Origin of the sequence: Saliterribacillus persicus, from assembly GCF_003337485.1 — a bacterium.
Lineage (GTDB): Bacteria > Bacillota > Bacilli > Bacillales > Amphibacillaceae > Saliterribacillus > Saliterribacillus persicus.
This window is the reverse complement of the sequence record NZ_QPJJ01000004.1, coordinates 16,566-38,308: the sequence shown is the minus strand read 5'-3', so window position 1 is coordinate 38,308 and position 21,743 is coordinate 16,566. Positions and strand designations below refer to the sequence as shown.

The 21,743-nt window shown below is 36.1% G+C and carries 24 protein-coding genes; 21 read left to right on the top strand and 3 right to left on the bottom strand.

The annotated features are described in order from the left end of the window. Positions 1-155: 155 nt before the first annotated feature. The 7 genes from DFR57_RS05645 to DFR57_RS05615 all read left to right on the top strand — a co-directional run bounded on the left by DFR57_RS05645 (position 156) and on the right by DFR57_RS05615 (position 5,937). A complete protein-coding gene (locus tag DFR57_RS05645) occupies positions 156-857 on the top strand; it encodes a response regulator transcription factor (protein WP_114352168.1) in 702 nt (233 codons plus the stop codon). Further along, a complete protein-coding gene (locus tag DFR57_RS05640) occupies positions 854-2,197 on the top strand; it encodes a sensor histidine kinase (RefSeq protein ID WP_114352167.1) in 1,344 nt (447 codons plus the stop codon). The genes DFR57_RS05645 and DFR57_RS05640 overlap by 4 nt, the downstream gene beginning before the upstream one ends. A 92-nt stretch (positions 2,198-2,289) precedes the next feature. Beyond that, positions 2,290-4,119: a translational GTPase TypA gene (gene typA / locus DFR57_RS05635; RefSeq protein ID WP_114352166.1), complete on the top strand. Its 1,830-nt coding sequence runs from the start codon at positions 2,290-2,292 to the stop codon at positions 4,117-4,119. A gap of 247 nt (positions 4,120-4,366) precedes the next feature. After that, entirely contained in the window at positions 4,367-4,567 is a 201-nt protein-coding gene (locus tag DFR57_RS05630) for a helix-turn-helix transcriptional regulator (RefSeq protein ID WP_114352165.1), read from the top strand. Next, positions 4,564-4,854, top strand: a complete 291-nt coding sequence (locus DFR57_RS05625) for a YkvA family protein (protein ID WP_114352164.1) — start codon at positions 4,564-4,566, stop codon at positions 4,852-4,854. Before DFR57_RS05630 ends, DFR57_RS05625 begins: the two co-directional genes overlap by 4 nt. Before the next feature lie 227 nt (positions 4,855-5,081). Further along, a complete protein-coding gene (locus DFR57_RS05620; protein ID WP_114352163.1) occupies positions 5,082-5,543 on the top strand; it encodes a LytTR family DNA-binding domain-containing protein in 462 nt (153 codons plus the stop codon). After that, a complete protein-coding gene (locus DFR57_RS05615; protein ID WP_114352162.1) occupies positions 5,533-5,937 on the top strand; it encodes a DUF3021 domain-containing protein in 405 nt (134 codons plus the stop codon). The genes DFR57_RS05620 and DFR57_RS05615 overlap by 11 nt, the downstream gene beginning before the upstream one ends. 251 nt (positions 5,938-6,188) lie before the next feature. Here the strand turns inward: DFR57_RS05615 and DFR57_RS05610 are convergent, their stop codons facing one another. Continuing rightward, the gene (locus DFR57_RS05610; protein ID WP_114352161.1) at positions 6,189-7,526 is read right to left on the bottom strand and encodes an ABC transporter permease; all 1,338 of its coding nucleotides are present in this window, start codon (positions 7,524-7,526) and stop codon (positions 6,189-6,191) included. Then, positions 7,523-8,215 carry an ABC transporter ATP-binding protein gene (locus DFR57_RS05605; protein ID WP_114352160.1) on the bottom strand — a complete coding sequence of 231 codons (693 nt, stop codon included), beginning with the start codon at positions 8,213-8,215 and terminating at the stop codon, positions 7,523-7,525. The genes DFR57_RS05610 and DFR57_RS05605 overlap by 4 nt, the downstream gene beginning before the upstream one ends. Before the next feature lie 206 nt (positions 8,216-8,421). Here DFR57_RS05605 and DFR57_RS05600 point away from each other — a divergent pair, with 206 nt between their 5' ends. The 12 genes from DFR57_RS05600 (at position 8,422) to DFR57_RS05545 (ending at position 17,339) form a co-directional block, all read left to right on the top strand. Further along, positions 8,422-9,603 (top strand): CapA family protein, encoded by a 1,182-nt coding sequence (locus DFR57_RS05600; protein ID WP_245937398.1) that lies wholly within the window; start codon positions 8,422-8,424, stop codon positions 9,601-9,603. Between the two features lie 40 nt (positions 9,604-9,643). Continuing rightward, positions 9,644-10,456 (top strand): DUF368 domain-containing protein, encoded by an 813-nt coding sequence (locus DFR57_RS05595; protein WP_114352159.1) that lies wholly within the window; start codon positions 9,644-9,646, stop codon positions 10,454-10,456. Between the two features lie 72 nt (positions 10,457-10,528). After that, complete coding sequence (locus tag DFR57_RS05590) at positions 10,529-10,849, top strand: thioredoxin family protein (protein ID WP_114352373.1); 321 nt, start codon at positions 10,529-10,531, stop codon at positions 10,847-10,849. Between the two features lie 115 nt (positions 10,850-10,964). Next, on the top strand, positions 10,965-11,495 hold the full coding sequence (locus DFR57_RS05585; RefSeq protein ID WP_114352158.1) for a sigma-70 family RNA polymerase sigma factor: 531 nt from the start codon (positions 10,965-10,967) through the stop codon (positions 11,493-11,495). Beyond that, on the top strand, positions 11,488-12,771 hold the full coding sequence (locus DFR57_RS05580; RefSeq protein ID WP_114352157.1) for a DUF4179 domain-containing protein: 1,284 nt from the start codon (positions 11,488-11,490) through the stop codon (positions 12,769-12,771). The genes DFR57_RS05585 and DFR57_RS05580 overlap by 8 nt, the downstream gene beginning before the upstream one ends. 10 nt (positions 12,772-12,781) lie before the next feature. After that, positions 12,782-13,138 (top strand): cupredoxin domain-containing protein, encoded by a 357-nt coding sequence (locus tag DFR57_RS05575; protein WP_114352156.1) that lies wholly within the window; start codon positions 12,782-12,784, stop codon positions 13,136-13,138. 50 nt (positions 13,139-13,188) lie between these two features. Further along, a complete protein-coding gene (locus DFR57_RS05570; RefSeq protein ID WP_114352155.1) occupies positions 13,189-13,881 on the top strand; it encodes an ABC transporter ATP-binding protein in 693 nt (230 codons plus the stop codon). Continuing rightward, positions 13,874-15,292: a hypothetical protein gene (locus tag DFR57_RS05565; protein ID WP_114352154.1), complete on the top strand. Its 1,419-nt coding sequence runs from the start codon at positions 13,874-13,876 to the stop codon at positions 15,290-15,292. Before DFR57_RS05570 ends, DFR57_RS05565 begins: the two co-directional genes overlap by 8 nt. Positions 15,293-15,350: 58 nt before the next feature. Beyond that, complete coding sequence (locus tag DFR57_RS05560) at positions 15,351-15,818, top strand: MarR family winged helix-turn-helix transcriptional regulator (RefSeq protein ID WP_114352153.1); 468 nt, start codon at positions 15,351-15,353, stop codon at positions 15,816-15,818. A 92-nt stretch (positions 15,819-15,910) separates the two neighbouring features. Beyond that, complete coding sequence (locus tag DFR57_RS05555; protein ID WP_114352152.1) at positions 15,911-16,147, top strand: glutaredoxin family protein; 237 nt, start codon at positions 15,911-15,913, stop codon at positions 16,145-16,147. Positions 16,148-16,279: 132 nt separating this feature from the next. Next, positions 16,280-16,576: a YppG family protein gene (locus tag DFR57_RS05550; protein ID WP_114352151.1), complete on the top strand. Its 297-nt coding sequence runs from the start codon at positions 16,280-16,282 to the stop codon at positions 16,574-16,576. A 79-nt stretch (positions 16,577-16,655) separates the two neighbouring features. Then, positions 16,656-17,339 carry an alpha/beta hydrolase gene (locus DFR57_RS05545; protein WP_114352150.1) on the top strand — a complete coding sequence of 228 codons (684 nt, stop codon included), beginning with the start codon at positions 16,656-16,658 and terminating at the stop codon, positions 17,337-17,339. Positions 17,340-17,370: 31 nt separating this feature from the next. Here the strand turns inward: DFR57_RS05545 and DFR57_RS05540 are convergent, their stop codons facing one another. Then, on the bottom strand, positions 17,371-18,276 hold the full coding sequence (locus DFR57_RS05540) for a DMT family transporter (RefSeq protein ID WP_114352149.1): 906 nt from the start codon (positions 18,274-18,276) through the stop codon (positions 17,371-17,373). A gap of 395 nt (positions 18,277-18,671) precedes the next feature. Between DFR57_RS05540 and cshA the strand changes: the two genes are divergently transcribed. Both cshA and DFR57_RS05530 read left to right on the top strand, forming a co-directional pair. Next, positions 18,672-20,126: a degradosome RNA helicase CshA gene (gene cshA / locus DFR57_RS05535; RefSeq protein ID WP_114352148.1), complete on the top strand. Its 1,455-nt coding sequence runs from the start codon at positions 18,672-18,674 to the stop codon at positions 20,124-20,126. A 195-nt stretch (positions 20,127-20,321) separates the two neighbouring features. Continuing rightward, entirely contained in the window at positions 20,322-21,500 is a 1,179-nt protein-coding gene (locus tag DFR57_RS05530) for an acyltransferase (RefSeq protein WP_170132915.1), read from the top strand. Positions 21,501-21,743: the final 243 nt, after the last annotated feature.

Below are 21,743 nucleotides of genomic sequence, written 5' to 3'. Positions count from 1 at the left end.
AGCTAGAAGGTATGGCATAACTATGGTTGAAATGTATAAAAAGTATGGAAATAAGACTACTCGAATGGTGTTTGCTTAAATTTACAAGTGAAATGTGCGAAAATATAGGTAATAACAAAAGATGTGAAAAACTCTTGATGAAGGCAGGGGAAAAAATGAGACAGCATGTGTTTGTAGTTGAAGATGATCCGAATATACGTGATATTGTCAAAGCCTATCTTCAAAAAGAAGGCTTTCAGGTTTCATTGGTAGATAATGCGGAGGAAGCTTGGGAAAAGACCAAGCTAGATCAACCAGATATGTGGATATTAGATATTATGCTACCAGGAATGGACGGTTATGAGCTTTGTAAAAAAATACGTCAGGTTAGCGAAGTGCCTATCATTATTATTTCCGCAAAAGATGAAGAGGTAGATAAAATATTAGGATTAGAGCTTGGTAGTGATGATTATTTAACGAAGCCTTTTAGCCCGCGTGAATTAGTTGCTCGGATCAAGCGATTATTTAAACGTGCAGAGCAAATGAATATTGCAGCAGCTAAAAAGGAACAGGGACAAGAATTAGTTGTTGGTGACTTGAAAATTGATGAAGGTGGGCGTGTTGTTTATTGGCACGGAGAAGAAATCGATGTTACCTCAAAAGAATTTGAAATGCTCGAAATCTTTACAAAGAACCCAAATCGCGCCTTTTCGCGTGAAGAATTATTAGACCTAGTCTGGGGCAATGATTATTTTGGAAGTGACCGGGCAGTAGATGATTTGATCAAGCGACTGCGAAAAAAGCTGGATGGTCTAGAAGTAGAAACGGTCTGGGGATATGGCTACAGACTGCGACATGAAGTAGAGGGCAGCGAATGAAATTACAATATCAATTAACCATTGCTTTTACAACGTTACTTGTCATCATTATGACAGTAGCTGGAATATTGGTTTACTCCATGATGATGGATATGCTAATAAAGGATGAAAAACGACAGCTAGAAGATAAAGGGGAACTTATTGTTAATTTTATCTTATATGAAGATCTGAATAATACTGCAAATGTACAACGTTTAATGCAGTTATTGGAAGAGTATAATTTACAAGTATTTGCCTATGATGACAGATCGGATAGCTTGTTGTTTTCTTCTATCGCAAATGTAGACATTGTCGAAGGCTGGATTACTCGTTATGATTTTGAGGAAGAAGAGCAGCCGTTGTGGCAAGGATATGAGGAAAGATATGTAGTATCGATCATTCCACTGTATACACCTGTCTCAACCCAACATTTAGTTTTATTAACGCCCCTACAGGATTTACAGGCTGTTCAACAAAGCTTATTAGGACGAATGGTGTTAATCTTTTTAATTGGTATTGGTGTTGCGGTAGCCTTAAGTCATTACCTGACGAAAAGATTAGTTACGCCACTCACAAAACTTAAATATCAATTGAAAAAGATTGAAAAACGTAAATTTGATGAAATGGAAGATATTGAGGCGACTGGTGAAATTAAAGAAGTGGAACGAAGTGTAGCGGAGATGGCTACAGAATTAAAAACATATATCCAATCGCAACGGCAATTTTTTCAAAATGCCAGCCATGAATTAAAAACGCCTTTAATGACGATTCAGGGATATGCAGAAGGAATTCGCGACGGAGTGTTTGAAGGCGCTGAAGAGCAGCGCGGTTTAAACGTTATGGTGAAGGAAATTGGTCGCTTGAAAAAAATTATTAATGAAATGATTTTACTTGCTAAATTAGACAGTGAAGAAAATATTTATCACTTGAGACGTATAAATCTTGCTGAATTGGTAAAACAAACAGAAGAGCGTGCATTACCAATTGCAAATGAAAAAGGTGTCTCACTTCATATAAAAGCACCAGAAAATCATTTTATATACGGTGATCAGGATAAAATTCTTCAAGCTATGATGAACATTGTAACCAATGGTATTCGTCATGCAAAGACGCAGATGTTAATTTCTGTAGTTGATAAAGGTCAATTTTATGCTGTGGATATAGAAGATGACGGCCCTGGAATTGAAAAAGAATTGATGGAAAAATTATTTCATCGATTTGTAAAAGGAAAAGATGGTGAGACAGGTCTGGGATTAGCTATATCGCGGGCAATTGTAGAAAGATCAGAAGGAACGATTCGTCTCGATGAATCTACTCTAGGCGGTGCGAAATTCATATTAGAGTTTCCTAAAACCAAATAAATTTCAGCTGAAACCTATACGGAGAAGTTCCTTTATGATATAATCGATAAGTTATCAAGCCCGACTTGTTATAAAGAGGAGAGAAAAAATTAATGACTCAAGTTAGAGAAGACCTTCGCAATATTGCGATTATTGCCCACGTAGACCATGGGAAAACAACGTTAGTAGACCAAATGTTACATTACTCAGGAACCTTCCGGGACAACGAACACGTAGCAGAGCGAGCAATGGACTCGAATGACATAGAGAAAGAGCGCGGAATTACAATTTTAGCAAAAAATACCGCTATTAACTACAAAGACAAACACATCAATATTCTTGACACACCTGGTCACGCCGACTTCGGTGGTGAAGTTGAACGTATAATGAAAATGGTTGATGGTGTTTTATTAGTAGTAGATGCTTATGAAGGCTGTATGCCACAGACTAGGTTTGTGCTTAAAAAAGCTTTGGAGCAAAAACTAAATCCAGTAGTTGTATTAAATAAAATTGATCGTCCAAATGCGCGACCTGGCGAAGTAGTGGACGAAGTACTTGATTTGTTTATCGAATTAGGAGCGGATGATTCTCAATTAGAATTTCCAGTTGTCTATGCATCTGCATTAAATGGTACTTCAGGTAATGAACCAGAAGATCAGCAAAAGACAATGGAGCCTTTATTTGAAACAATTATTGAACATATTCCAGCTCCTATCGACAACCGTGAGGACCCTTTACAATTCCAAATTACATTACTTGACTATAACGACTATCTTGGTCGTATTGGTGTTGGTCGTGTATTTAGAGGGAAAATTAAAGTGGGACAACAAGTATCACTCCTCAAAACAGATGGTAAAGTAAAGAACTTCCGTGTATCTAAATTATTTGGTTTTATCGGTCTAAAGCGTACTGAAATCCAAGAAGCAGAAGCTGGAGATATTATTGCAGTAGCTGGTATGGAGGATATCAACGTTGGAGAAACCGTATGTCCAACTGATAAGCAGGAAGCTTTACCAATTTTACGTATAGATGAGCCTACATTACAAATGGAATTTGTCGTTAATAACAGTCCATTTGCAGGTAAAGAAGGAAAACACGTTACCTCTAGAAAAATTGAAGAGCGTTTACTTACGCAATTAGAAACAGATGTTAGTTTACGTGTGGATCCTACAGGTTCACCAGACGCATGGATCGTTTCTGGTCGTGGTGAATTACACCTTTCTATTTTAGTAGAAAACATGCGTCGTGAAGGCTTTGAATTACAGCTTTCTAAGCCGCAGGTTATTATTAAAGAGATTGATGGGGTTCGTTGTGAGCCAGTAGAAAGAGTACAAATTGATGTGCCTGAGGATTACACTGGAACCGTTATGGAATCACTTGGAGAGCGTAAAGGTGAAATGATGGATATGGTTAACCAAGGAAATGGACAAGTTCGAATGGAATTTAAAGTTCCTTCTCGCGGTCTTATTGGTTATTCCACAGAATTCATGACACAAACAAGAGGTTATGGGATTATCAACCATACCTTTGAAGAATACGCACCACTTATTCCTGGTCAAGTAGGTGGAAGAAGACAAGGGGTACTTGTATCACTTGAAAATGGTAAATCTTCTACTTATGGAATTATGAACCTAGAAGATCGCGGAATTATCTTCGTAGATCCAGGTACAGAAGTATATGCTGGAATGATCGTTGGGGAGCATAATCGTGATAATGATTTAACTGTAAATATCACGAAAGAAAAACATTTAACCAACGTGCGTTCAGCAAATAAAGACCAAACTTCTACCATTAGAAAAACAAGAAAGCTTACTTTAGAAGAAGCTATTGAATATTTAGATGATGATGAGTACTGCGAAGTAACTCCAGACTCCATTCGTCTTCGTAAAAAGATATTAAATAAAAATGAACGAGAAAAAGCATCGAAAAAAAAGCAAATATAACACGTTAAACCAGCATGGAATCACATGCTGGTTTTCTTTTATGGAAAAAGGGTAACGCCCATGTAGGGAATTGATAATTTTATCTGAAGAATAAAAATGTAATCGTTTTTCTAATCTTTATGTTATGAATCCTTCAACAAAGAGATACACTACTAAAACAATTAATTTTCATCCTGTATCTACCGGGGGTAATTAGAAACTGAATTCGCCGCTTATAGCAGGTGATTTTTGGTAGAGGAGTGGGTGTATGGAGAACAAAATGAAAGTATTAAGAAAAGAATTAGGTTTTTCTCAGGAGTCTTTAGCGGAAAGATGTGAAGTAACGAGACAGACCATTAACGCGATTGAAAATAATAAATATGATCCTACATTAGAAGTAGCTTTTCGATTATCGTTTCAACTAAATACAACGATAGACGATTTGTTTGCATGGAGGCAAGATAGATGAGACGTTTTTTAAAAAGATTAAAATTTTTATTTAATTTTAAAAAATCAATTCCATTTTTGAAAGAATTTTTTCTGTCCAAAGAAGTTGCAATAAAGACTAAAGTAATATCTAGTGCTCTTATTATCGGTTATATTGTATTTCCGTTTGACATCATTCCTGACTTCATTATGTTTTTTGGGATTTTTGATGACATTACAGTAGCTACTTTAATATTACAGCAAATTATTAAAATGGCGCCTGAATCACTACGTGTGAAATATGATTTAAATGAGAAAAGGGATTCATAAAAAAGGATAAGCTATTAAGTGAAGGTAGCTTGTTAAATAATTAATGTATTCAAGGGATAGGTAGTCCAATTCAGCGACTATCTATCCCTTTTCGTATGGATGCAATTTTTATCTGAGAATTGTTATGCAGTCGATACAACAACTTAATCATAGATTTAAGCAAGTTATGTCATTGCTGCTAACTTTGAGATAAACTGATGGTATTGTATATAAAGAGGTGGAAGGAAATGAAGCTAAGCATTGATATCGATTCAAAATACGACGAAATTCAAATAACTATTCATGCTAATGAATGGACGAAAGAGGTGGAAGATTTAATCTCCAAATTAGAGAAAAAAACACCTAAGCGAATTGTAGGGATGGATGGTGATAATTCGGTTCTTTTGTCACCAAATGATATCGAGTACTGCTATGCACAGAGGCGAAAAGTTTATGCAGTAGTTGGCCAACAAGCGTTAGAAATTAGTAAAAAGCTTTATGAATTAGAAGATTTACTTGTGCCCTATGGATTTAGTCGCTTTTCAAAATCGGTGATAGGGAATACCAGTAAAATCTCTCGGTTTGAATTATCGTTTAATGGAAACCTTTGTGTTTATTTCTCCTCTGGTAATAAGGAGTATGTGTCACGAAAATATGTAAGTAGCTTAAAAAATAAATTGATTTTAGGAGCTGAGGAAGATGAAGTTTGAATTGATAAGACGTACATTTTTAGGCTTGGGATTTTCGGCAATTTTTATTTTTGGAGCGATAACTATTTTGATGCTACAAGAAATTCAAGTTCCGATTTCTGAGTTATGGAAAAACATAGCAGGAAGTATGATTATGGGGATATACTTTGGAAATGCATCTCTTATTTTTGAAACGGAAAATTGGAGCCCTTTAAAACAAACGCTTATACACTTTTTTGTCTCTCTAGCCGTTTGGTTTCCGCTTGCGATATTTATGGGTTGGCTTCCGGTTGATTTTCTTTTCATTTTAATTGGTATAGGGATCTTTTGTGTTATATATTTACTATTTTGGAGCGGAGCATATGTTTACTATAAACAACAAGCAATGGAATTAAATGAGGCCACTAAAAAATAATAGAGAAGAGAAGGTAATCAAGCTAGTAACGTTTCTGTATACCTCCAGAAGTTACTAGCTTGATTTTTGATTGGTTAATATATGGCGTTAGAATACCGTTGCGAAAATTTCCTCCCTTTCCGCGGGAAACGCTTCAGCCTCCAAAAAGCAAAGATCGCTTTTGGGGGGTCTTCAGACAGTTCCATTCTCGCAGGAGTGTCGTGATTTATCACAGCATTAGTATTTAACTACTATTGCCTACTATAGTTTCATTAAATATCTCTCCTGAGTGCCCTTAAGATATCAATTTTTGTAGCCCGTTTCGCTGGCTTTAAGCCAGATAGTATGGTGACAGATAGACAAATAACAACAGAAATTAGGATCAAACTCCACGGAATAGAGGAAAAAGTTAATCCTTCTGGTAATTGCTCATCAAATGCCGTTTCAATAATGAAGGGTAGCCCAATATTCACTAAAACACTTATTAAATACGCCACGGCTGTTCCAATAACTGCTCCGATAATACCAATGTAGCTACTTTCTAATAGAAATATCTGTTTGATAACTTTTGGATGTGCCCCCATTGCTTTCATAATACCAATATCAGGTGTGCGTTCTGTTACTGCCATGGTCATCGTGTTGTAAATGCCAATAGAAGCAATAATAATCGCAATCGTACCGATAAAAATCAGTCCAGCTTTGGCAATCGTAAACATGATATTAATGTTTTTCAGTTCATCAGCAACAGAATAAATATAATAATTTTTGCCCTTAAGGGCTTCTGTGACGGGTTCAACAGCTTCTAAATTATCCGCATAAGCATAAACATCATCATAGACCTCTTCCTGCTGTACTTGTGTGCTACTCTCTTCTTCAGTTAGCACCTCACCTTTTGGTGTACCAGTGAAGGCTTCGATTTCTCGTAAAACCTTTTCTGTAATAAATACTGTACTATCCTGCATCCAATCCCTTGCTGGTTTTTGAGTCATCCCCACAATTTCTAATTGAACCTGATGTTCTTCTTCCAGACTGTTTAGAACGGTAAGGGTGATCGTCTTACCAAGCAATGATTCTTCATACATGTATTCTTCTTTTAACCTTCCCTCTTCATCGTACAATTCTTCAGTATCTATATTTTCAGGCGTTAATCCTGATATAAAATCATGTCCTACAATGATTTCATTTTCATCTTCCGGAAATTCTCCTTTGGCTAACTCTAAGCCAGCTTCTAACTCTGAGGGGAAATGAGCGACGACTGTGTTTTGCGCATAACCGGTATAATCCTCTAGGCTAAAGGTTGGTGATTGACTTAGATGTATTCTTCTCGTCACCGTTTTTATTCCCTGCATTGCTTCGATTTCTTTAATTTCTTTATCTGTTAATCCTTGCCCGTTACCAGATTCATCTTCTAATCCTGCTACTTGGATTTTTGTTATGGCTCGGTCTTCTAGTGTTTCTTTTACAATAGAATCATGGAGTCCAAAACCGACAGATGCAAGGACAATCAGAAAGGTAACCCCCATTGCTGTGGCGAGTATGGTCATAAATACGCGGGACTTACTTTTTTTAATATTTTGCATGACAAAGCGCCATTGATCTTTAAAAGTCATGAGACCACCTCCCCTTCTGTCAAAACACCATCATGGATGTATATGGTGCGATGCCCGATTTTAGCAACAGATGCATCATGGGTAATAATTAAAAAGGTAATACCTAAATCCTTATTTAATCCCTGAATTAAAGTAAGTAGGTCCGCTTCTGTTTCACTGTCTAGGCTACCCGTTGGTTCATCTGCTAGGATGAGTGGTGGCTCCAAAACTAAAGCACGAGCTACACTCACGCGTTGTTGTTGCCCTCCAGACAATTCACTTGGATAGTGATCAGCAAAATCTTCTAAACCGATTTTTGTAAGTGTCTTTTCAATTTTTTCCGCGCGGTCTTTTTCCCCTATGCCTTTTAGAATAAGGGGTAATTCGATATTCTGATAGGCAGTCATACTTGGTATGAGTTGGAAATTCTGAAAGATAAATCCGATATTGGCTAATCTAAAATCAGCAAAATCTCCTTCATTTAGTTCACTTACCTTTATTCCCTGCACCCATACCTCACCTGAAGATGGCTTCATAAAGCCACTAATTAAGTTTAATAGGGTTGATTTTCCTGAGCCACTCTTTCCTTGTATAGTTACAATCTCTCCTTTGTCCACGGAGAAATTAACATCCTTTAAAACACTGAACTCTGTTTTGTTTCCTCTCTTACCTAACGTGAATAGTTGATTTAATTTTTTTACTTTAATCAAATTGTCTCCTCTTTTCATATTTATTCGTGCTACAACTTAAGACGAACGAAAGACCTTTTTTATTTCAAAATTGCTGAAAAAGTTTTAAATTCCTTTTTTTTCTAAGTCAAATATCGTCCTTTATGCTAGAATGTATATAGTTTTCAAAAATAGATATTAAGAGGATTCACTTCAAAATAAAGCACAACAAAGGGGACATGCGCACCATGCAGCTTAGAAGCTTTTTAGTGATAATTGGATTGGTCTTTTTAATGGCATGCAGTAACATGCTAGAAAAAGAGCAAGAAGTTCAAGAGGGAAATAAGGTTGCCCCAAAAAAAGAAGCAGTTGAACAACAGCTCGAGGAACCTCCTGAAAAAGAGCCTACGGTAGCAGAGATCGATATTGCAGCGATTGGAGATTTGTTAATACACTCTCGCGTTTACGACGATGCAGAAACAGAAGATGGCTATAATTTTATGCCCATGTTAGAGGAGGTCAAACCGTTTCTTGAAAAACCAACTATTACGATTGCTAATCAGGAAACAATGATTGGCGGAGCGGAGATGGGACTGTCTACTTATCCGCAATTTAACAGTCCTTATGAACTTGCAGATGCGATTCAAGAGATCGGTGTAGACTTAGTCACGATAGCAAACAACCATACCCTAGACCGCGGAGAAGAAGCTGTTCAAAATGCAATTAACTATTATGAGGAAATTGGGATGGAGTATACTGGTGGATTTAAAAATGAAGAAGATCAGGATACTATTCGTGTGATAGAGACCGAAGAAAATATCGATGTTGCATTTCTAAGCTATACTTATGGAACGAATGGCATTCCGATTCCTGAGGGAAAGGATTATTTAGTTAACTTAATCGATCGAGATAAAATTAAACAGGATGTAGAAAAAGCAGAAGAAGTAGCAGATCTTACAGTTGTAAGCTATCATTTTGGCAATGAATATGAAAGGCTTCCTAGCGAGGAACAAAAGGATTTAGCACAGTTCAGTGCGAATTTAGGTGTGGAAGTTGTTATTGGACATCACCCCCATGTGCTTCAACCGATCGAGTGGCTACAATCTGAAAATGGGGAAGAGACGCTAGTTGTATACTCTCTTGGTAACTTCTTATCAGGGCAGGATGCATTCTTTCGCAGAATAGGTGGCATGTTCCAATTTTCTGTAGAGAAAACAGTCGAGGGAAGTGAAGAAACAATCCGTGTTCATTCACCTGCCTTTTTACCAACCTTTGTAGATATAAATATTACGGATCAAGGTATGCGTGATTTTGAGGTCTTACCACTCAAAGATGCACCAGCAGATGTTCTGCCAGAAGCAGATCGTCATTATGAAGAAATAAAAACACATATGTCCCAGTGGGAAGATAATATAAATTGGATAGAGTGAAAACAAAACATATTGGAAGTTAATGGGGGAGTTACGAGGTATGGAATGGAAAAATATTTTTCGGGGATTATTGATGGGAGCAAGTGATATCATTCCGGGAGTTAGCGGAGGTACGATTGCTGTTGTCTTAGGAATTTATGATCGTCTAATCGAGGCGATTAATGGTTTTTTCAGTAAGGACTGGAAAAAACATATGGGCTTTTTACTTCCGCTCGGAATAGGGATTGTCACGGTAATCTTTGCGCTTGCGAATGTGATTGAATGGTTGTTTGAACATTTTCCTGGCCCAACACAGTTTGGATTTCTCGGTTTAATCCTTGGTGTTATCCCGTTTTTGCTAAAAAAATCAGATGCCAAAAATACATTTAAAATGCAACATTTGTTTTTACTAATAGTAGGAACAGGGCTTGTTGCTTCGATGGTGTTTTTTCATACGGGCGAGTCTGATCCTGTTACATCCTTTTCTACGATGACATACGTTTGGTTATTTATCTCAGGATTTATAGCAAGCTCTGCCATGATTTTACCTGGAATTAGCGGTTCATTCCTTCTACTTGTATTAGGTGCCTATACGACCATAATTAGCGCCGTAAAAAACCTTGATCTCCCGGTAATTATGGTCGTAGGTGTAGGAATTGTACTAGGAATTATTGTGATGAGTAAAATCATTCATTTCTTTTTAAAGCATTACGAAATAGCGACTTTTGCTGTTGTTACAGGTATGGTTCTAGGCTCTGTAGTGGTAATTTTTCCGGGGTGGCCAGTAGAATTAGCAGGGCTCTTATTAAGTATTACCACCTTTGCAATTGGTTTATTAGTGGCGTATTTATTAGGAAAGGTCGAATATAGCTAAGCGGATATTTTGCGAAGCGATTGTACACATGGTACGTTTTAAAAAGATGTAGAGGAAAGAGGGGTTTTAATGATGGAAAAAATTGAAACAAAAGATCAATTCGAACAAATCATTCAATCCGAAACACCTGTGATTATAAAGTTTTTTGCGGATTGGTGTCCAGATTGCAAAAGAATGGACATGTTCATTGGAGAAATCACGGAATCGTATAGTGCGTACCCATGGTATGAAGTGAACAGTGATGAAGTAGAGGGACTAGCACAGCGCTATGACGTGATGGGGATTCCGAGCTTATTAATTTTTAAAAATGGTGAAAAAATTGCCCATAGACATAGTGCTTATACAAAGACACCAGATGATGTCCTAGCCTTTTTGGAAGAAGAACTAGGTTAGAGAGCGCGGAAAAGACACCGATTCTGGTGTCTTTTTTTTAGGTGGAAATATAATTAAAATAAAATGAACTTTTTCACTTGTTACATACTCTTAGCTTGGAAGGGGGAGAAAACAGATGCACCGGCTAGTTAAAAAAGCGAAAAGAGGAAATAAGCGAGCATTAGTAAAGCTCATAAATGAAGAGCGTGATGCTTTTTATCGATTAGCATTTTCATATATGAAAAATGAACAGGATGCCATGGATGCTTTAGAAAATATGATCGTGCAAGTATATCAGCACATCGACCAATTAAGGCAAGAGGAGCTTTTCTATAGCTGGAGTAAAACGATATTGGTGAACGAATGTAAAAGAGAGCTCAAAAAGAGTAGTCGTGAGATTCTCGTCGAGAGCTTTGATACTCCCCCATTTAAGCACATGCATTCTAAAAATGAAATCGACCATGCAGATCAACAGATGGAAATAGAGCGGTTATTATCAAAGATAAGTAGACCTCAAGCGGATGCCATTCGTTTGAAATATTTTCATGATCTAGATTTAGCTACTATCGCTGATATAGAACATGTTCCAGTTGGCACGGTGAAATCAAGAATATCAACAGGGCTTAAGAAATTAAGGTCACTAGAGGGAGGGGAAAAACATGGATAAAATAGAGCAGTTGTTAGAAGAGGGTAAAGAAATATACCAAAAGCAAAAAGCTCCTCGGGACACAGAATTCCGTTTAACAAGAAAGTTAAACGAGATTCCAACTCGAAAAAATAGGAAAAGAATGTTTCAATTAGCTAGTGTTATCGCAGTTTTATTCCTCTCATTTGTTCTTATCCAGTACCCAGCCCTTGCATATTTCGGTAAGAAAATTGTTGGTTTCGATGAAGTGGTAACAAATACGATTGCTGACCTTCAAGATCAAGGATTAGGTCAACCAATTGGGGAAACATATACGTTCTCAGATGGGTATGTGCTAACCATTAACGGTATTCTATCAGATGAAAATCAAACGCAAATTTACTATACATTAGAAAAAGAAGATGGTAGTAAGCTTGATAACGAGTGGTATGAAGTTTTTATGCCACAAGATATCAAAGGATTTTTTACCAATAACTATATTAAAAGTGTCGTTTCAGATATTAATGCAGATGAAACAGTCGTAAAGGGGGCTATGGTAACGGAGCAACCAAATCCCTTTGCAAAAAAATTAACCCTTACCTTTGATGAAGAAACTTTCAATGGTAATTGGAACAGCCATGAAGTAACATTTCCGTATGATGCGAATAAAGCTTTAGCTACTTCCTTTAAAAGTAATATAAACAAGGAGATTGAAGTTTCGAGAGGTACCATCACTTTCGAGGGAATGATTGCCACACCATCAAGCACCGTCATATCCGGTTCAGCGGACGTCCGTAACTTAAGCAGAGTAGAAAACCCTTTTCAAGGTGTGCACCTTCTCGCTGATGGCGAAAAACTTGATATTCTAAGTATGGGAACTAGTACGGGGATATTCGGGCAATCTTTTGAATTAAAGTTCGACGCTCTTCCAGAAAGTGCAGAGAATATTACATTATCGGTGGAATCCTTTGTCGGGTACAAGGAATTGAATCAGCAGGTAGCTCTACCGAATCGTTTCCCGGAAGAATTCACATTAGATGGCCATCAATTAAAGCTACTTTCTATAGAAGAAACAGAGGAGTACATTGAAATGAGGATTCAGACAGAAGAAGATGTATTGCTTGAGGATGTTACGCTTAAAGGTAAAGAAGAAGTAGAGTTAGTAACCACGGTTAGACAGACCTATGAGGAAACATCAGATGGTATAATGAAAGATAGAACACTTCAATTCCCGAAGGTGTCATCATTAGAAAGTATGCATATCGGTGGTGTGCATTACCGTAAAAGCTATAACAAAGTAATCGAGGTTTTAAAGTAGGGGGCAAATGATGAAAAAGATATTAATATTGTTGGCAGTAGGTGTTATTTTCCTTACCCTTAACGCTTGTGGCGCTGAAAATGACAATACTAGTACGGAAATGGCGGACGAAAGCATTGTGATTGAAGGAACTAATTATACCTTTGATCAAGAGTCTTATACGATACCAGCTGGTGTTCCGGTTACAATTCAATTTAAAAATCAAGAAGGAGTTCATGGTATTAAAATAAGTGAGCTCGATGTTGATATTAAAAAAGATGGAAGACAGACGATTACGGTAGAAGAGCCTGGTGAATATTTAATTTACTGTAATTTACCATGCGGGACTGGTCATGATGACATGGTTGCAAGCTTAATTGTGAAATAAGGGAAACTTTTTGCTACTCTTTTTCGTATGAAAAGAAAAGAGGTGATAGGGTGACACTAAGTTTGGAACAAGTATCGGTAGAGCTCGCTCGTGAAAAAATCCTCAGCTCCATTTCCTTCAGATTAGAAAAGGGAGCGATTTATGCACTGATTGGACATAATGGTGCAGGTAAATCGACAGTTATGAAAACAATTATGGGCTGGCAGGAAAAAAAGGATGGAAGAATTCTTATAGATGAAGTAGATCAAGATAGACAATTTGCTGATTTTAAAAGAAAACTCTCTTATATTCCTGAGGAACCATTTCTCTTGTCAGAGCTGACAGCGATGCAGCATTTTCAATTGTATGGTCAAAGCTACCATATTGAAGAAGCTGTATTAAACGAACGAGTAAAAAGGTATGCGGAAAAATTCGAAATAGAAGATAAGCTAAACGAATATCCGGAATCTCTCTCCAAAGGGATGCGCCAAAAAGTACAGACGATTTGTGCCCTCCTCCCTGATGTTCCGGTACTCTTAGTAGATGAACCATTTATGGGATTAGATATTTACGCCGCTGATTATTTGGAATATTTACTATTAGAAAAAGCAAGAAAGGGAACAACCATTTTGCTAACCAGTCACCAATTAGATCGCATGCGTCAGCTAGCGGACTATTTTATTATGCTAAAACATGGAAGGATAGATCAACAAGGATTAATGAAAGATTTTGAGGGCTTATCAAGAAGGTTTTATCATGAGTAGTTTGAGTAAGGTCTACTATTCTATACATAAAAGTCGACTGGAGAAGAAAAAGAAGCTTTATAAATTAGCATTTAATATGGCGTTTGACGTTACAATTTCCATCTATTTAGCTGCTTTTCTAATATTTCTAGTATTTATTGGGTTAGAAACCTTACAAGCCTATCAATCCTATTTTATCGAAATAGAAGTTTATTTATCAAATAATATGGAAGTATTGATTCTTGCAGGTGTAGGTCGAATGCTTTTTTCATCTTTTTCAAAACCTGGGATCCCTTATACGAGTGCAGAGATGAAATTAACATTTTTACCTTACGATAATAAAAACATTTGGCTTTTAAGTTTAGTTATGCGAGTTTTTAAATTAATAAGCTATGGATTATTAGGCCTGATTTTATTGTTTTTGCCGTTATCTCCTGTTTTTGTGTTAAAAATACTTGGTCTTTACTTATTAATTCAACTTCTCTTGATTGTGCCGCAGTGGTATCTATTTCAAATAAAATCTTGGAAGAAGATTAGCATTGTCCTTTTGCTGACGATAGTAATGTCTTTGATTGGTTTTAGTTCCATTTATTTATCATCGAGCTTGTTAATCTCTATTCTTTTAGTGGGGCTTGTTCTTATAAATTACTATCTATGGAGGATGCGATTAACAAATATAGATTGGATGCGTGTGGTTGAAACCAATGACCTTGCAGTATGGAATATGTTTTTCATTAATACAATGTCTGAAATGAAAATTAAGCCAGAAAAGAAAATAGGATTTTTGAGCCAGTTATTTCAATCAGAAAAACAAAAGCGCTCCTTTCCATATCAACACTCGACTATAATTTATAGACATTTATGGAAAAGCAGTTTACTTAAAGTAAAGGATAAAGTATTTCAAGGCTTTGGGTCTATTCTTATCATTGTTCCTGTTCTAATGATCAAAGAAGAATCGCTATTTGTCGTTGGTATTTGCCTTTCGATATTCTTATATAGCATTGTTGCGTCAAGCTTCTTTGCAGCGGGCTTTGATGAAAAATTAGTACATAGCTTGCCTTGGGATATGGATATATTCAAACGAGCATTCCTATTCTGGATGTATATTATCGGAGGAGTATATATTACTTTTTTTGGAGCTATTTCTATTTCTGTCATGGGGGCTCACATAGAAACATTTCTATTTATAGTCCTGTTTAGCATAGCTGGAATTATCATATTACACCGACAAATAAATAAGCAAATCCTAAAAATAAATAGAGCCTATCCTAAACAAATGGTACTTTCATATTTGTACCCAATTATTCTATTTGCAAGCATTCCTTTGAGTATTTATTATGAATTTGTAACGTACCTTTCTTTGTTACTAGTTGTGGATCTTATTAAAAATAAAGGTAAAAATTCGTTCGGTATAGTAAAAAAAGAAATTTGACTAATATTGGCAGCTTGCCTATAATACGTGTAGTGCATAAAAGGAGAGGGTGAAGAGCATGAAAGAAGATAAAGCGCATTATATGGAGAAGAAGCAAGATCCCTCTTTAAAATTATTTGTAGTCTTATCTAAAGCATATCGATCTGTTTATGATCAAGTAGCGGAAGACATTAGAAGTCATGGTTTAAATACTACTGACTTTGCGGTTCTCGAGCTATTATATCACCGTGGTGACCAACCGCTTCAAAAAATAGGAGACAGGATTCTTCTAGCGAGTGGAAGTATAACTTACGTGGTTGATAAATTAGAGAAAAAAGGTTTGATAAAAAGAACCCCATGTCCGACTGACCGAAGAATAACCTATGCTTCTTTAACAGAAGAAGGTTCAAACTTGTTACATAATATTTTTCCTGAGCATTGGAAGCAAATTGAATCGATTACAGATGGACTAACAGAAGAAGAGAAGAAGGAAGCGGTCGAACTATTGAAGAAATTAGGAACTTTTGCTGATAAATTCGCTAAATAAAGACATGGTTTGCTCTAAAGTAGTTTGATTCTAGTTTTTAATGGGTAATATTAATTATATAAACTAGAAAAACAACTAGGGGGCATAATAAAATGGATGGAAAACAAGTAGTTGTTTACACGAGCGAAAATTGTGACGAATGCCAAAATGTTATGGATTATTTAACGGAATTAAATATAGAATTTGAAGAAAAAAATACTACGCATGACCGTAATTTTTTAAAAGAATTACAGCAAAAAAATGTTTATGTAACACCTGCAGTATTTATTAACGATAGATGTATACTCGGACTAAGAAAGCATAAAATAAAGAATGCACTTGGGGTATAAAAAAGCTCAAAAAATGTCTGTCGATTTGGATAGACTTTTTTGATGGAACTTATTTTTACTTCAAATTCAGTGCCAAATTCTTTCCTATTTCCATATAGTAAAAGTAAAGGTATAGGAAAGGAGAGAATTTAAATGTATCCCTACCATCCTAATCAGGGTCCACCAGGATATCCACAACAAATACATTCACCTTATCATTCCTATCAGCAATATCCTGTAGCACCATTTTCGAATCCTTATCATCAAAGCTACCCTCAATCCATGCAGCAAAAGCAAGCAGTATCCAATTTCATTACAGTCTTTCAAGATGAGAATGGTCAAATTGATATAGACAAAGTTCTTGATACAATAGGACAATTAAATGCGACATACCAACAAATCTCACCAGTCGTAAAGAGTTTTGGAAATATAATTAAGGGTATAAAATAATAGGATTTCCTTGCCGAAAAGGGCAAGGATTTTTCTCTTTAACAAGTAGACAAGTTTATGAATAGAAGGGATTATAATTATGATAGCATGCATCTGTATACATGGATTTACTGGTGGACCTTATGAAGTAGAGCCGCTCGCGGACCATTTAAAGTTACATACAAATTGGTATGTGGTGACACCACGTATGCCTGGACATGGCCTAGATTTGCAGTTAGATGATGTGACGTATGAAGATTGGATTGAAAAGATTGAATCCCTTTATTTAAGCATACAAAAGCATTATGAAACAATATATCTCGTTGGTTTCTCAATGGGAGGGATGATCGCGGCCTATTTAGCGGCGAAATATAAAAGTGATAAATTAGTTTTATTGTCGGCCTCTAGAAGGTATATAAGCTTTAAGCAAATAGCAATAGATATTCTAGGATTTGCTAAAAAAGGATTGCAAAATACGTTGCAGGATGATCCGCTACTGCATCATTATTTGAGAAAAAAAGGAGCAGTGCCTCCAAAGGCAACACTTGAATTTTTAAAGTGTATGCAGTTTACCCAACCATATTTGAAGAAAGTATATTGTCCAGTCTTTATTGCCCAAGGAATTCAGGATGGAATGGTGCCGTATAATGCAGTAGAGTATTTAGATAGAGAAATACCGGTGGAGACAGAAATTATCTATTATCATGACTCTAAGCATTTGATATGCCTAGGAGAAGATAAAGAAGTAGTGACAAAAGCAGTATATAAATTTTTGAAGAGGTAGCAAAATAAAATGCTACCTCTTTTTTGATTTATTAGGATGAAATAGTAAGTTTCATTTTCCTTTTTCTACGTGTACTAGCAATAAATAAGAATAGGCCGAATATAACAATCGTTCCACCTAACCATTGGGACCAAGAAATTTGCTCGCCTAGAATGAAATAAGCTAATATAGACGCTCCAACTGGTTCAAAAATAATACCCATGGAAATGATGGAAGTACTAACCCATCTGATGGCCCAATTAAACAGCGTATGCCCAAAGAATGTTGGTATAATAGCTAGTGCTAAAAAGATTAGCCAATGATCACTGTCATATCCGGTGAATTCATTCTGTATGATGAGGTTATAGACAAGTAAAGTGAGAGCTCCAATCCCGTAAACAACAAATGTATAGCTCATAACTGACATTGTTTTTCTAACCGTTTGACCGAATAAAAAGTAGATGGTAATCATTACAGCACCAATGATCGCTAATATATCACCAAAGAGAGCTTCTTCATCTACACGAAAATCACCCCAAGCAATAATGGTGCTTCCAAATATAGCGATAATCATACTAATGACGGCACCCGCTGAGAACCTTTCTTTAAAAAATAAATAGGTCCCAATAAAAGCAAAAATCGGTTGTAAGGTAACGAGTACAACAGAACTTGCGACAGATGTATAATTTAACGATTCAAACCAGAAAATAAAGTGTAAAGCTAAACTGATTCCAGCTAGACTTGTAAAAATCCAATCCCTTTTAGTTAGGCGGGTGAGCTCCACTCTTTTTTTTAGTAAAATAAAAGGTAACATGATAAGCACTGCAAGTAATAAGCGATAGTTTGCAATAATGGCCGCTGGTGCATCTGTTGCTAATTTAACCAAAACGGCAGCGGTAGAGACAGAAATAACACCAATTAATACAGCGACATAAGGGTAGATTTGATTTTTTTGCATAAAGTTAACTCCTGCATCTATTTGGATTTTTTAGATTATAGTTCTATCCTTGACTAATATTACAATTCTAACACGGAATCAATTGAAAATCATTTCAAATAAAGTTGGAATAAATCGGAAGAGTATGGTATGATTGAATAATCCATTGCGTGCTCATTTATAAGCCTCTTCCAAGGAATGTGGAGGAAGGCTTTTTCTATGGTCTGAATTTTGGCAAGTTATTTAAACAAGAGCGTAAGGAATAGGTTTAGATGTGGACGCTTAGCCTATCCTTGTGATTAACTACAAGATTGGTTAAGCTATATGAAGAGTTGAAATTTTAAAGTAGATGAAAATGTAGCAAATTATAAATGATTAACGATGAGATTTTAAGAAAAAAGGAGTAGAAGATAATAGTGACAACTTTTAAAGAATTAGGTATTTCAGAATCAATAATGAAGGCATTAGAAAAAATGGGATTTGAAGAGGCAACGCCAATTCAGGAACAAACGATTCCATTAGGTATGGATGGTAAGGACGTTATCGGCCAAGCTCAAACGGGTACTGGTAAAACAGCGGCATTTGGTATTCCAATGCTAGAAAAGATTGATCCAAAGGTACGTAAAATACAAGGATTAATTGTTGCGCCTACAAGAGAATTGGCAATTCAAGTTTCTGAAGAAATGCACAAGCTAGGGAAATTCAAAAGCATTCGTACATTACCTGTATATGGTGGGCAACACATGGAGCGACAAATCAGAGCGCTTAAAGATGGTCCTCATATCGTTGTAGCAACACCAGGTAGACTTTTAGACCACTTACGTCGTCGTACGATCCGTATTGATAACGTTCATACTGCTGTATTAGATGAAGCAGATGAAATGTTAAACATGGGCTTTATTGATGATATTCGTGATATCTTAAAAGCTATTCCAGAAGATCGTCAAACATTACTGTTTTCAGCAACAATGCCGAAAGAAATCCGTAACATTGCTGCGACACTAATGAAACAGCCTGAAGAAGTAAAAGTAAAATCAAAAGAAATGACCGTTTCCAATATCGATCAATTCTTTGTTGAAGTACATGAGAAGCAAAAATTTGATACACTAACAAATTTATTAGATGTACATGTACCAGAATTAGCGATCATTTTTGGTCGTACAAAGAAACGTGTAGACGAATTAACAGATGGTTTGCAGGCTCGTGGTTTCAAAGCAGAAGGTATTCACGGTGACCTTACACAAGGAAAACGTACTTCTGTTTTAAATAAATTTAAAAATAGCCGTATTGAAATCTTAGTAGCAACAGATGTTGCTGCACGTGGACTAGACATATCAGGTGTTACACATGTGTATAACTTTGATATTCCACAAGATCCAGAAAGCTATGTTCACCGTATTGGCCGTACTGGTCGTGCTGGTAGAATGGGTGAAGCTATTTCATTTATTACACCAAGAGAAATAGGGCATCTTCACTTGATTGAAAAAGTAACAAAGAGTAAAATGAAGCGTCTAAATGCGCCAAGCTATGATGAAGCTAAGCGTGGACAACAACAAATAACTGTTTCTAGATTACAGTCTGCTATTGGTAGCAAAGAATTACGTGATTATCGTGAAACTGCTGCTGAATTATTAGACGAGCATGATTCGATTACAATTGTATCTGCTGCTTTAAAATTGTTAACAAAAGAAAGAAGACAAGCTCCAGTTACACTAAGTTCGGTTCAACCTGTTAGTGTGAAAAGAGGTAACAATAAAGGCGGTGGCGGTAAAGGTAACTTTAGAGGTGGCGACAAAGGCCGCAATCGCTTTGCAGGTAAAGGTAAGCCTGTAGGCAGAAATCGTAAGTTCCAAAACAAACGCGGGAAATAATAAAACACTCTATGTAAAGCACGGGCAAACTTTTTGCTCGTGCTTTTTTGAATTTATTCGAGAAAAGAAAGCGCACTATATCACAATAACTATTAATAGTCACAAAATTGTTAAACATTTCACAATATGCCCCTATCTTGGTAGCGCTTACCGTCTGTATACTTAAAGTAATCTTACTAGATAGGGGTCCTTTTTGTGGATATTAAAAAAGGTCATTTATTATATGAAATCAATATTTTAAAAGCATTAGCATTTATCGCAGTGGTCACACAAAGTGCGATTGTCTTTGCGCTTAAGGCTTCTCCGGTAGCAATGGAATTAAGTATCATGAGCTATCTTTATACATTTTTTAAATTTTCAGCACCTGCATTTATATTTATTACAGGCTTTTTATTATTTCATCATCACTATCACCGCGTTTCGTATCGTTCTTTTCTAACGAAGAAAATTGCGGATACTTATATTCCATTTATTTTTTGGACATTGATCTATAGTGCTTTGTTCATTCAGTTGCCTAGCTTTTCTGTAAACTGGTTAGAGTTAATTGGTTCTCAATTAATAATAGGTTCAGCAGCTAACCATTTATGGTATGTTGTCATGGTTTTTCAATTTTCCTTGTTATTCCCAATTCTTGTTTGGAGTTATAAAAAAATTCAAGCCAAGATGGTAGCATCTAATAACTTTAGATGGATGACCATTATTCTAATACCAGCATCGTATCTTGCAATATTAGTTGGATTTAACCAATTTGTATTTGATGGTAGCTATTTAACTGAAAACTTCTTCTTGAAATATTTGGATCGAAGCTTTTTGCTCTACTTCATTTACTTTTTATTAGGTGGAACTGCTGCACTTTACTTAAGTCAATGGACGGCTTTTATTAAAAAGTCCATGAAGATATTGGTGCCTGCATTACTGCTAGTAACGATAGCAGTAGGTTGCTATATATATTTTGTTCAGTTCCCAAGTGGCATTTCATTAAATGAAGTTACACCGTTATCACCGGTTATGTTTATTCTTGTATTATTGCAGATATTAGTTTTGTATGGCGTTAGTCTTGCTATTACCAAAAAACAAGGATACCTTTTTCGTTTGTTAAACTTTATAGGTAAGTATACATTTGGTTCGTATCTTGTACACCTTATCTTTTTAGAGTGGATTGCAATGATTATTGAACCTGGTTTCATCAATAGTGCTTTGCTCGCTAGTGCGATATATCTTGTTCTTACTGTACTATTTTCTGTAATCTTTACTTTCTCAATTGGTAGCTTGCCATATTGTGTTATGATTATTGGTCCTTTCGAAAAAGTGAAATTGAGAAACACGATGGTAGCGCAGATGTTTACTTTGGTAACAGCTAAAATCCACAAATAAAAATATTTAAATACTAAAACGCCAGTGCATTTGCTGGCGTTTTTTGCTGTTCTATGTAAAGTTTTCTATAATGCTCAAGGTAAATGGTTTTTGTGTACAAATAGCATGAGGATAGGTTTGCGGCATTTAATTTAGCGCAGGCGTCCACTTCGACTCCCAAAGGATTAGCGTGATCTGAAGATCCACTTTTGTAAAGTGAATTTCTTTACAAAAGTTAGCTGAAGACACGCCCCCTAGGAAAGA